Origin of the sequence: Rossellomorea sp. NPDC077527, assembly GCF_044542955.1 — a bacterium.
Lineage (GTDB): Bacteria > Bacillota > Bacilli > Bacillales > Bacillaceae_B > Rossellomorea > Rossellomorea aquimaris_E.
In genome coordinates, this window is sequence record NZ_JBITVL010000002.1 from 141,352 (window position 1) to 153,405 (window position 12,054).

The 12,054-nt window shown below is 43.2% G+C and carries 10 protein-coding genes; all 10 read right to left on the reverse strand.

The features are described from left to right. Positions 1-157: 157 nt before the first annotated feature. The 10 genes from spoIVB to folD all read right to left on the reverse strand — a co-directional run bounded on the left by spoIVB (position 158) and on the right by folD (position 12,033). Positions 158-1,447, reverse strand: a complete 1,290-nt coding sequence (gene spoIVB, locus ACIGG7_RS05910; protein ID WP_224940247.1) for a SpoIVB peptidase — start codon at positions 1,445-1,447, stop codon at positions 158-160. 125 nt (positions 1,448-1,572) lie between these two features. Then, on the reverse strand, positions 1,573-3,282 hold the full coding sequence (gene recN, locus ACIGG7_RS05915) for a DNA repair protein RecN (protein WP_397549162.1): 1,710 nt from the start codon (positions 3,280-3,282) through the stop codon (positions 1,573-1,575). Between the two features lie 109 nt (positions 3,283-3,391). Continuing rightward, positions 3,392-3,841, reverse strand: a complete 450-nt coding sequence (gene ahrC, locus ACIGG7_RS05920; RefSeq protein WP_060672439.1) for a transcriptional regulator AhrC/ArgR — start codon at positions 3,839-3,841, stop codon at positions 3,392-3,394. A gap of 645 nt (positions 3,842-4,486) precedes the next feature. Continuing rightward, positions 4,487-5,320, reverse strand: coding sequence for a TlyA family RNA methyltransferase (locus ACIGG7_RS05925; protein WP_397549657.1), 834 nt, complete (start codon positions 5,318-5,320; stop codon positions 4,487-4,489). A gap of 2 nt (positions 5,321-5,322) precedes the next feature. After that, positions 5,323-7,215, reverse strand: coding sequence for a 1-deoxy-D-xylulose-5-phosphate synthase (gene dxs / locus ACIGG7_RS05930; RefSeq protein ID WP_397549163.1), 1,893 nt, complete (start codon positions 7,213-7,215; stop codon positions 5,323-5,325). Between the two features lie 21 nt (positions 7,216-7,236). After that, positions 7,237-7,866 carry a hypothetical protein gene (locus tag ACIGG7_RS05935; RefSeq protein WP_224940244.1) on the reverse strand — a complete coding sequence of 210 codons (630 nt, stop codon included), beginning with the start codon at positions 7,864-7,866 and terminating at the stop codon, positions 7,237-7,239. Positions 7,867-8,570: 704 nt separating this feature from the next. Further along, a complete protein-coding gene (locus tag ACIGG7_RS05940; protein WP_397549164.1) occupies positions 8,571-9,461 on the reverse strand; it encodes a polyprenyl synthetase family protein in 891 nt (296 codons plus the stop codon). Between the two features lie 3 nt (positions 9,462-9,464). Further along, complete coding sequence (gene xseB, locus ACIGG7_RS05945; RefSeq protein ID WP_224940243.1) at positions 9,465-9,698, reverse strand: exodeoxyribonuclease VII small subunit; 234 nt, start codon at positions 9,696-9,698, stop codon at positions 9,465-9,467. Continuing rightward, the gene (gene xseA, locus ACIGG7_RS05950) at positions 9,685-11,052 is read right to left on the reverse strand and encodes an exodeoxyribonuclease VII large subunit (RefSeq protein ID WP_397549165.1); all 1,368 of its coding nucleotides are present in this window, start codon (positions 11,050-11,052) and stop codon (positions 9,685-9,687) included. Before xseA ends, xseB begins: the two co-directional genes overlap by 14 nt. A gap of 114 nt (positions 11,053-11,166) precedes the next feature. After that, a complete protein-coding gene (gene folD / locus ACIGG7_RS05955) occupies positions 11,167-12,033 on the reverse strand; it encodes a bifunctional methylenetetrahydrofolate dehydrogenase/methenyltetrahydrofolate cyclohydrolase FolD (protein ID WP_224940241.1) in 867 nt (288 codons plus the stop codon). Positions 12,034-12,054: the final 21 nt, after the last annotated feature.

Genomic DNA, 12,054 nt, shown 5'->3' on the forward strand with positions numbered 1-12,054 from the left:
TTCGCACTTTCATTTGTCGAATAATCTTTATTTTAACAAGGAGAGACTCTTTTTGGCAAACTGATATGGTGTAATATTCTACGATGTACCTGAATTCCCCCCAAAAAAAGAACCCTTAAAAGTACCCGGAATCGGTACTTTGGTAAGGGTTTTGACTTCAGCTTGCTCGGTTATGATCTTTTTTATAAATATCGATTCCAGCTTCACTTAACATCCATTCAATGTGTACTCCATACCCGCTGGTAGGGTCATTTACAAACACATGGGTCACAGCCCCGATGACTTTCCCGTTCTGGATGATCGGACTACCACTCATCCCCTGTACAATCCCACCTGTTTTCTTCAAAAGTTCAGGATCGGTCACTTTCAAGACCATCCCTTTGGTTGCCGGGTATTTTTGTGGTATGGTGCTGACAATTTCTATGTCATACATTTCAACTTCTTTCCCATCTACGACGGTTAGAATCTGTGCAGGTCCTTCTTTCACTTGATGAGAAAGCGCAATGGGCATCGGTTTATCCATCAAGTCATTTTCAATTCCTTGATTTAATTTACCAAAGATGCCAAAAGGACTGTTTCGTGTGATGTTACCAATGACATTGCGATCAGAAGAAAAACGCGCCAATTTTTCCCCTGGTTTTCCATCCGTCCCTTTTTGAATGGATGTTACTTCAGAATTCACGATTTCACCATTATCAACGACAATCGGCTTCTTTGTATCCATATCGGAAATCACATGACCGAGTGCTCCGTATTTCTTTGACTTAGGATCATAAAATGTCATTGTGCCGATACCCGCTGCTGAATCACGGATATACAGCCCTAATTTATAGTTTTTGTCCCCTTTTTCTTTCATCGGAAGCAATTGTGTCTTTACTGTCTTTTGTTCACGTTTGATAACGACGGCAAGAGATTTCGATTCTTCTCCTGCTTTCTGAACAAAAGGAGCAACATCAGCAAGCTCTTCAATTTTCGATCCGTTAATTTCTGTAATCATGTCCCCTACCTGGATTCCAGCTTTTTCGCCGGGAGACATTTTCCCATCAGCTGTATCGACCAAGTGGTGGCCAACGACTAACACCCCGACAGTATTTAATTTGACTCCGATGGATTGCCCACCTGGAATCACTTTGAAATCTTTCAGTACTTCTACATCTACTTTTTTAACGGGTAATCCGGCAAGCTCAAATACCACTTCGTCCTTCCCTACAGAACTTCCCTGGATGGAGAGCTGCCCCTTCCCTTCTTTTACTTGAACATGTTCATTATGCGACGAACCCATAGTAGTGACGGATGCAGCCTTAGGGAGAGCAACTTGATCCCCTTCCATCATTCTTACAGTGTTCGGTGTATTGATATATTGTTGAACCGGTTTGTAAAAACCAATAAGACAAAGCGAAACAAGGAGAATTCCACCTATACATTTCCTTAACCAATCTAAACTCAATATATTCACTCTCCTCGCTTCTAATCCACACACACTAACTATTGGCTACAGTTTTAATTTTGCCTTTAAAAGCCACATTTATAACTGGGAATCATGAAAAAAAGCTACCCGAATTGGATAGCTTTTCATGTTTGTTTAATGGAACCTGCCAACTGTAGTAATTCCTTAGCATGCTCCAAAGTCAGGTCTGTTATTTCCACACCTGAAATCATACGTGAGATTTCTTTGATCTTATCCTTCTCCTGAAGACGTTTCACCATTGTACTCGTTCTGCCTCCAGAGAGCTTTTTCGAAATAAATAGGTGACAGTCAGCCATGGCAGCCACCTGTGGCAAGTGGGAAATGCACATAACCTGAGAATGGACCGCGACCTGATAAATCTTTTCAGCAATCGCTTGAGCGACTCTTCCGCTTACACCCGTATCCACCTCATCAAATATGATCGAAGTAATCCCCTGATGTTTCGAGAAAATGGTTTTAAGGGCGAGCATGATACGTGAGAGCTCTCCACCAGAAGCCACTTTAGACAATGGTTTTAAAGGCTCTCCGGGATTGGTGGATATATAAAATTCAACCGTATCCCATCCATCCTTTTTAAAATGTTGGAAGGAGAATGATTCACCCTCACCACTCTTCACAAACCGTACTTCGAACTTCGTCTTATCCATATACAGCTGCTTAAGCTGTTCATGAATACTGGCAGTCAATTTCTTTGCCCATTGCTTTCTTGTTTGGGACAAATTTTTCGCTTCTAAAGATAAATCCTTCTCTAATGAGCGTAATGTACTTTGTAAATGTTCTACATGAGAATCCTTATTCATGATCGTTTCGATTTCTTCTTCGATTTTTGAACTGTACGCTAGGATTTCTTCTACTGACGATCCATATTTTCTCTTAAGACCATTCATTTCATTCAACCTTGCCTCAATCAAATCTAAGCGATTCGGCTCAAATTCAAGCTCATCAAGAGCTCCCCTTACTTGATGGGCGGCATCTTCCAGGATATAGTACGCATTCGACACAGACTCCAGTGTCTTTTCATACTGCGAATCAACCTCTGCAGCAGTCTCAAGGTGGCTCATGGCAAGTCCTGCCCAATCCATCCCTTTTCTCTCTCCCTGAATGCTGTCATAGGAGGTTTGTAGCGCTTCAAAAAGGCGTTCAAAGTTCATGAGCTTTCGTTTTTCTTCCTGAAGCTCTTCATCTTCATTAAGCTGAAGATTAGCATCATTGATTTCTTTCAGCTGAAATTGTATGAGATCCAGGCGATGGGCCATCTCCTGCTCATTTTCATTCAGTCTTTTCAGCTGGTTATAAATGGTGAGATACTCCTTGTATACTTGTCCATACGTCGATAAACCGGATGTGATTTCCTTGCCCCCAAACTGATCCAATAAGGATAGATGAAGGCTTTCATTCATGAGCTCCTGATGTTCGTGCTGCCCGTGGATATCGATGAGAGATGCCCCGATCTCCCTCATTATGGCGATGGTCACCAGCTTGCCATTGATTCTACAAACACTTTTTCCCGTGCTCGAGATATCCCTTCTGAGGATGATCATGCCCTCTTCAATTTCAATCCCGAAGTCCGCCGCTTTATGAAAGCAAGGATGAGTTTCATTATCAAGAATAAATAACCCTTCAATTTCAGCCTTTTTCTCCCCATGCCGAACATATTCCGAGGATCCCCTCCCGCCAACCAATAAATGAATGGCATCGATGATGATCGACTTACCTGCGCCCGTCTCACCTGATAACACAGTCAATCCTTCCTCAAAGGAAAGCGAGAGGGAATCAATAATGGCGAAATTTTTGATTGATAGTTCTTGTAGCAAAACATTCACCTCAAATAAAAAGGAACTTTTCCTTTCAATAACGCAAAAGAAAAGCTTCCTATTGGATTTTGTATCATGGGTATTCTAATACCCTTATATTTTATTTAAATTACAGCATATCTAAGAATCGTTCTGAAACGACTTTCGTTTCTTCTTCCGTACGGCAGATGATTAAACAAGTATCATCACCACAAATGGTTCCAAGAATTTCTTCCCAGTCCAGATTATCAATTAATGCACCAATCGCATTCGCATTTCCGGGTAACGTCTTCATCACAAGCATATGTCCTGCCTGATCCACTTTCACGAATGCATCGGTCAATGTCCGCTTTAATTTTTGAAGTGGATTGAATCGCTGATCCGCAGGCAAGCTATATTTGTATCTGCCATCCATCAGCGGTACCTTGACAAGATGCAGCTCCTTGATATCCCTGGATACGGTTGCCTGGGTCACATTAAACCCTGCATTCTTCAGGCTTTCCACCAGCTCATCCTGTGTTTCCACATCTCGATTCGTAATGATTTCCCTGATTTTAATATGTCTTTGCCCTTTGTTCATCATAGAACATACACCTCTTACATTTGATTAAAGCCTGTATAAATATACCTCTACGCTTATGTTAGCCTATTTTGTATCGAAGTACAATAAAAAAGAAAAGCGGAAGGGGCTCGCACTGGGGCGACAAGCATAAGACGAGTAACCCGGAAAGGCGTTCTTTGCCTTTTTGGGTTGCTTGACTTATGACCTCGAGCCCCAAGCCCCTGGAGCTGGACAATCGAAAAGCGGAAGGGGCTTGGGTAGGCCCGACAAGCATTAGGCGAGTTACTCGGAAAGGTACCCCTTTTCCTTTTTTAAGGTAATTGACTTATGGACTTGTATTTCATGCGACCGGGGCTGAACATTAGGAAAAGCGGAGGTTTAACCGTAACAAAGAAACAATTTCATGAAGTTTCAACCTAATTTGCTTCTATTCGATTACACAGAGTGTTATTTTCATTAGTAATCCTGATTTAGATAGGCTTTAAGATGCAGTAATCGAATCAATTTGCTGTTTTATTTTCAAAACTGACCCATTTATTTTCAAATTTAGAGTTTTATTTTCAAAACAGACTAACTTATTTTCAATTTTAGGATTTTATTTTCAAAAGCAGTGTTTGACTTCATAAAAAAAGCCACCCTCCTATGTCGAAGAGCGGCAATTCCTCACTGCGTTTTTGCTTTTAATTGATTATGCGCTTCGTCAATCACTTCATCCGGGGTATAGTCTAAAAGGGACTCTCCCTCTCCCTCATTCCCCGACCATTTCAGATGGATAAGGAATTCAATATTCCCATCCCCGCCTGTAATAGGGGAATAAGACAATCCGGCAATATGATAGCCTTCATTAAGCGCCAAGGTCATGATTTTCTCTATGACCATCTTGTGGACAGCAGGATCTCTAACGATTCCTTTCTTCCCTACCTGGTCCTTCCCGGCCTCAAACTGAGGCTTGATTAATGCGACACAATCTCCACCAGGCACAAGTAGTGTTTTCAGGACAGGCAATATCAAGGAAAGGGATATGAAGGATACATCGATGGATGCAAAGCTCGGCATTTCCCCTTCCAGATCAGCCGGGGTGACATATCGGAAGTTGGTTCTCTCCATGACCACTACCCGCTCATCCTGTCTCAGCTTCCATGCTAATTGGTTGTAGCCTACATCCAGGGCATAAGACATCTTCGCGCCATTTTGAAGGGCACAATCGGTAAATCCACCGGTGGATGCACCGATGTCAATCATGACTTTGCTGTCTACATCCACATCAAAGACCTGCAAGGCTTTCTCAAGCTTTAAGCCACCACGGCTCACATAGGGGATGACTTTCCCTTTCATTGTGAGGGGGATATCTTCACTGACTTTTTCCCCCGGCTTGTCCAATCTCATTTCATTCGAATAAACAAGACCCGCCATGACAGCGCGTTTTGCTTTTTCTCTTGTTTCAATTAATCCTCTTTCTACCAGAAGTACATCTACACGTTGTTTTTTTACTTTCATCATTAAGCCCTTTTTTGTTTTTTTGGTGTGATTGTTAAGATACGATCCACAACATTTTCTTTGGTCATGCCGATTTCATTCAATAATTCCTTCACGCTTCCATGCTCGATGAAATAATCCGGGATACCGATGCGGTCGATCACCGCATCATGGAAGCCCTGTTCCTGTGCAAATTCAAGAACCCCACTTCCGAATCCACCTTGAAGGACAGCCTCTTCAATTGTCAGTACAGGCATTTCTTCTTCAAGGATACTCTTCAGCATGCACTCGTCCATCGGTTTAATGAACCTGGCATTTACAACCCGAACCGAGACCCCCTGCTTTTCAAGGTCAGCTGCAGCTTCCATCGCCATCGGAATCGTTGTACCAAAGGTCAGGATTGCAGCATCCGTTCCCTGCTTCAGCACTTCCCATGTGCCAATAGGGATGGTTTTTAAGTCCGCATCCATCTTGACTCCATATCCATTTCCACGTGGATAACGTAACGCGATTGGACCATCATTGTATTGAAGGGCCGTATTGACAAGATGTTGACCTTCATTTTCATCCTTTGGCATCATAATGACCATGTTAGGTAAATGTCTTAAAAATGCGATATCGAATACGCCTTGATGGGTTTCACCATCGGCCCCGACTAAACCGGCACGATCAATTCCAATGAAGACATTCAGATTCTGACGGCAGATATCGTGAACCACCTGATCATATGCCCTTTGCAGGAAGGTAGAGTAAATTGCTAAAAACGGCTTCATATCCTGAGTTGCAAGGCCGGCTGCAACCGTCGTCGCATGCTGTTCGGCAATCCCTACATCGAACATCCGATCCGGGAATTCTTCTGCGAATCCAAGTAAATTCGAGCCTACCGGCATGGCCGGCGTGATGGCAACGATCCTCTCATCCTCACGGGCAACCTTTCGAACCGTCTCACTGACAAGTCCGCTCCATGAAGGAGGTGCATTCACTGGTTTAATTAAATCCCCTGTATCGATCTTGTAAGGTCCTGTGCCATGCCAAGTCCCCTGCTTATCAGATTCCGCCGGATGAAACCCTTTTCCTTTTTTCGTAATCACGTGTAACAGGACGGGCCCTTTGGTTTTCTTTGCATATTGGATGTTTTCGGACAAGTCATTATAATCATGACCATCGATCGGTCCAAGATACGTAAATCCTAACTCCTCAAAGAACATGCCCGATACGAACAAGTACTTTAAGCTGTCTTTCACCCGCTCCGCAGTACTAGCCAACTTACCTCCTACGGCAGGGATGCGCTTAAGGATGTATTCCATTTCATCCTTGACCCAGTTGTATTTTCCAGCCGTCCGCAACCGTCCAAGGACACTGTGTAGGGCCCCTACATTGGGAGCGATGGACATTTCATTATCATTTAACACCACGATCATGTCCTTCTTTTCATGGCCGATGTGGTTAAGGGCTTCAAGGGCCATTCCACCCGTCAATGCACCGTCCCCGATTACCGGGATGATGTAGGAATCCTCTTTTTTCACATCTCTTGCAATCGCCATACCCATGGCTGCGGATAACGAAGTCGAGCTGTGCCCGGTTTCCCAAACATCATGCTCACTTTCGTTTCGCTTGGGAAATCCGCATAATCCCTTATATTGACGAAGAGTATCAAATTGACAAGCTCTGCCGGTCAGAATTTTATGGACATACGATTGGTGACCTACATCCCAAAGGATTTTATCTTTTGGACTATTAAAATGTTTATGAAGGGCAACGGTTAATTCGACCACCCCTAAATTTGGACCAATATGACCGCCGGTTTTGGATAAATTCTTGATTAAGAATTGGCGAATCTCCTGGCTGAGCTCTTCCAATTGTTCATTTGACATGCTTTTTAGAAAAGAAGGCTCCTTTATTGACAATAAATCCATGGGGTCCACTCACTTTCATCACTAAATATTTTGTTTCTCACGCTTATATCCCTTTTTCTTCTTATCTTTTTTGTCTTTTTTATCTTTTATTATGACAATATGGAATCGATCTTCAAGGAATTGTAGAACTTTACCAACTCTAAATATTATATCCTTAGAATAGGTGATAGCAAACGTTTTTCCAAGTGCTTTGCCTCCAACTGTCAAAGATGCGATGATGCTCGTTAACGTGACACTAACGATATATTCCCTTAGAGATCCGCCTTCAAGGTGAAATGAAAGGGCCAGTTGAACCAGGACAATGGCCGATGCCGTTCCACTTATGATCCCTGAAATATCACCGATCACATCATTACAGAAGCTCGCGAAGCGATCAGCGTTCCGTACTATTTTTATGGAATATTTGGCCCCGTACACTTTTTTTGCCGCCATGGCATGAAAGGGTGTTTCATCAGCCGCTGTTGCAGCGATTCCCAGCATATCAAAAAAGATCCCAATAAAGACGATGATCAACACGACCACGAGACCGGTTACCCACGCAACCCCATTTAAAACCATATTTGATGTAACTGAAAAAATAGCCGCTAACACAAATGTGATAACGGCAATGCTGACACTCCACTTTATTGAGTTTTTCATCGTTTCATTCATTATCGTTTAAACACACCGTTTCTACTGTGTAAATAGTTTGTTTATATGTAATTGGGGGGTCATATAAAAAGTAAAAATTGCAGCTTAGGTCCAGTAGGTTTTCCCAATCAGGTACCGGATGTTGCCATACCGGCGGTTTCCCATTAAACCCGACTTAGCCGCGTCACCACAAGCTAGACTGGATTACCACTTAGTCCGCACTATAATCCTCTTTATATGTCCGAATATGAACAGTCTAGGAGTTTTCCTCAACAGTCCTTAACGCAATCCTTAGCCTCTTTTGCAAAGAGGATTTCATATGGGCGAAAAAGCACATATCAATGGCCAACTGATGTGTACCCTGTAACCATAATCCCCTCACTCTTCACTCAAGGCAGGCTACGCTGCTAGTGAATCATCACATCGCAGGTTCATACTTTGTTCTTATAGCACATGCTTTGATGCCAGCATAAGAAACAAAGCCTCCGCGGCTCGCGGGTCAACGCCCACATGCCATTGTGGATCGCCCTCAAGCCTTACTCCCAGATATGACCCAAAGCTGGGCGCCTCAAGCCAATTCCAGGAACTTCATCGATGTGCCCTTTAGTGGATTTTTAGGCCCACCTTCAGGATTGGTGGACTGACTAGAATACTGCACCACCCCAAAATTTATTCTAACCGTATTATACCATATGTTAAATCTTTTGCTCAAATATAGATTGGCTTCAATGATTCCTGGTAACGATTAATTGGGCAATTTCTGCCAGAAGACTTGTATTAACCGGCAGTTTGTCGAGTGCCGTCAGCGCTTCGTCCAAATGGTATTGAAGCTTATCCTTTGCCCCTTTCATCGTCAGGAGACTCGGGTAGGTACTCTTATGTTTCGATTCATCACTACCAACAGGTTTACCAATCATTTCTTCCAGTCCTTCAATATCCAATATGTCATCCTGGATTTGAAAGGCGAGGCCGATATGATGAGAGAATCGTTCGAGGAGCTCGAGTTCCTTCTGCGAAGCCCCGGAAATGATCCCCCCGGCCAAGACACTGAATGTGAGTAACTTCCCAGTTTTGTGAACGTGGACGTTTTCCAGTTCTTGAACAGTTAATTGCTTGTTTTCCCCTTCAATGTCGGCGACTTGACCGCCGACCATGCCTTCCGGACCGGCACATTTAGCGAGAAGGGCGATCAGCTTTACCTTTATATCACTTGGTAACCCATCATCTTCAGCTATGAGCTGAAAGCTATAAGTGAGCAAACCGTCACCTGCTAAAATCGCGACGGCTTCCCCATATATCTTGTGATTGGTCGGTTTCCCTCTCCTTAAGTCGTCATCATCCATGGAGGGAAGATCATCATGGATCAGCGAATAGGTATGTATCATTTCAAGGGCAGCGGCAGTATTCAGTCCCAGCATCGTGTTATGATCAAAGGCCTTTATCACTGCTAATAGAAGGATCGGCCGAATCCTTTTCCCACCTGCCTGTAAGGAATACACCATCGCTTCTTTTAAAACTCCCGGCATCGAAAGGCCCGACACCGTTTCAGCCATATGATTGGTCATCCATTCTCCATGTTCTTGTTGAAACTGCTTTAATGAAATCGGAGGGTTCACTGATTATTCCTCCTCATCAAGATCAAAGGATTTTTCCCCTTCATCTGTCATCATTTTCGTTAATTGATTTTCTGCTTTCTGCAACGTATCATGACAGTATTTTGAAAGGTCCATTCCTTTTTGATAAAATTCCAGTGCCTTTTCTAAAGGAACTTCCCCTTCTTCCAACTTCTCCACGATTTCTTCCAATTGTTCCATAGCTGTTTCAAATGATTGCTCTTCTTTAGGCTTTGCCATTTTCCTCACGCTCCTCGACAGATTCCACTTCGCAATGTATTTTTCCATCTCTTACATTGATCTCCAGGCGATCGCCTGTTTTAACTTGTCTCGATGATTTAATCAATTGACCTTCATCCTGATAAACTAAACTATATCCCCTGTCCATGATTTTCAAAGGGCTTAGGGCATGTAAGGTAGAGAGGGCTGAACTAAATCGATGATTCTTTTCCTTCAGCACTTGTTTAAATTGCTTTTCCAACCGTGTTTGCATGAACTGGACCCGTTCATTCTGCACCTTGATGATCTGTGATGGATGAACGCGCTGCAGCCTCGAATGAAACCCGCTTAATTGATCCCTGTTCCCCTTCACATGAAGACTGATGTTTCTTTGAAGCTGATCCGTCAACCGGTCGACGGTCTCGATCTTCTGCTGATAAAGTGTTCGTGGATTTCTTAAAGCATACGATTTTGTTAAACCGTTCAATCGATTTCTTTCCGTTTGCAGTTTGGATTTAAAGGACTTAATAAGGCGTAGTTTACGATTCATGATTCTTTCCAATAAATCATCAATATGTGGTACTGCTAGTTCCCCGGCAGCCGTTGGAGTCGCTGCACGAAGATCCGCTACAAAATCGGCGATCGTAAAATCCGTTTCGTGTCCGACAGCTGAAATGACAGGAATGTCTGATTCGACGATGGCCTTTGCCACAATTTCTTCGTTAAACGCCCACAATTCTTCAATCGATCCGCCACCTCGGCCGATGATCATCACGTCAATATCCCCAACACCGTTTGCCTTACTCATTGCCCCGGCAATCGATGCCGCCGCCTGATCACCTTGGACCAGAGCGGGAAATACAAGAATTTCACCAATCGGAAAACGCCGTTTGATTGTTGTAATGATATCCCGTATTGCAGCACCCGTTGGAGAAGTGACAACGGCTATCCGCTTCGGAAATTTAGGGATCATCCGTTTGCGACTTTGATCAAAGTAACCCGCTTTTTCAAGCTTCTCCTTTAGCTGTTCATATGCAAGATACAGTTCACCTATCCCATCAGGTTGCATTTCTTTCACATAAATCTGATATTGTCCACCTGATTCATATACAGAGATATCTCCACGGATCAATACATTCATTCCGTTTTCAGGTCTGAACTTCAAGGATTGGTTATGGCTTGAAAACATCACAGATAAAATGCGGGCCTTTTCATCTTTCAAGGTGAAATACATATGACCGCTTGAATGCCTTTTAAAGTTGGAAATTTCCCCTCGCACAAACAGGTTGGACAAGTGGGGATCCCTATCGAATTTTCGTTTTATGTATTTTGTCAGAGCTTGTACCGTTAAATAACGTGATTGATCGAGTTCCATGCTCACTGACTCCTTTGTTCCGTTCATGTTCTAATTTTTTATGTAAGAAGACGGAAAGGGACCAGCGATTAGCCTGTCCCTTTCCCTCATTTGTATCTTATATTGTACTATTATTTAACCATTTTGGCGATTCTGTGCGGCCGTTTCAGCAGATTTCACGGTGTTATAGAGTAGCATCGTGATCGTCATCGGTCCGACACCACCAGGAACCGGTGTGATTTTCCCTGCTTTTTCCTTCACATCTGCAAAATTTACATCCCCGCAAAGCTTACCTTGTTCATCACGATTCATTCCTACATCGATGACAACTGCGCCTGGTTTAATATCTTCAGCACCGATCAGGTTAACTTTACCAACTGCTGAAACGATAATATCTGCCTGCTTCGTGTAAGATGACATATCGGCTGTCTTTGAATGGCAATACGTCACTGTCGCATTTCGATTCAGGAATAAATGACCTGCCGGCTTCCCGACGATATTGCTGCGGCCTAAAATCACGACATGCTTTCCTTCAACCGATATCTTTTCATATTCAAGCATCTTCATGATCCCAAGTGGCGTACAAGAATAGAAAGTATCTTGATCTGTGACCATCTTCCCGATGGAGACAGGATGAAAACCGTCTACATCCTTCGACGGTGAAATCGTTTCAATCACTGTGATCGGGTTGATGTGCTCAGGAAGGGGAAGTTGTACAAGAATGCCATGAATATGCTCTTGTTCATTCAGCTCCCTGATTTTGGTTAATAGTTCTTCTTGGGTAAGGCTGGATTCATATGGATAAAGCTCTGAATGGATTCCCAGCTCACTGCAGGCCTTTCTCTTCATTTTCACGTAGGAATGAGAGGCATGATTATCCCCGACAAGGACAACAGCCAAGCCTGGAGTGACATTTTGGTGTTTCAACTGTTCAATCTGACCCTTTAATTGTTGCCGATAATGTTCTGCAATGAGTTTGCCATCAATGATGGAAGCTGACATTTCACTCGTCCCCTAACATTG

What these genes read in the sequence shown, in the direction of transcription:
- ahrC (WP_060672439.1), bottom strand. Translation starts at nt 3,841, where the DNA reads ATGAACAAAGGGCAAAGACATATTAAAATCAGGGAAATCATTACGAAT.
- xseA (WP_397549165.1), bottom strand. Translation starts at nt 11,052, where the DNA reads ATGGAACTCGATCAATCACGTTATTTAACGGTACAAGCTCTGACAAAA.
- ACIGG7_RS05935 (WP_224940244.1), bottom strand. Translation starts at nt 7,866, where the DNA reads ATGAATGAAACGATGAAAAACTCAATAAAGTGGAGTGTCAGCATTGCC.
- ACIGG7_RS05925 (WP_397549657.1), bottom strand. Translation starts at nt 5,320, where the DNA reads ATGAAAGTAAAAAAACAACGTGTAGATGTACTTCTGGTAGAAAGAGGA.
- folD (WP_224940241.1), bottom strand. Translation starts at nt 12,033, where the DNA reads ATGTCAGCTTCCATCATTGATGGCAAACTCATTGCAGAACATTATCGG.
- xseB (WP_224940243.1), bottom strand. Translation starts at nt 9,698, where the DNA reads ATGGCAAAGCCTAAAGAAGAGCAATCATTTGAAACAGCTATGGAACAA.
- dxs (WP_397549163.1), bottom strand. Translation starts at nt 7,215, where the DNA reads ATGGATTTATTGTCAATAAAGGAGCCTTCTTTTCTAAAAAGCATGTCA.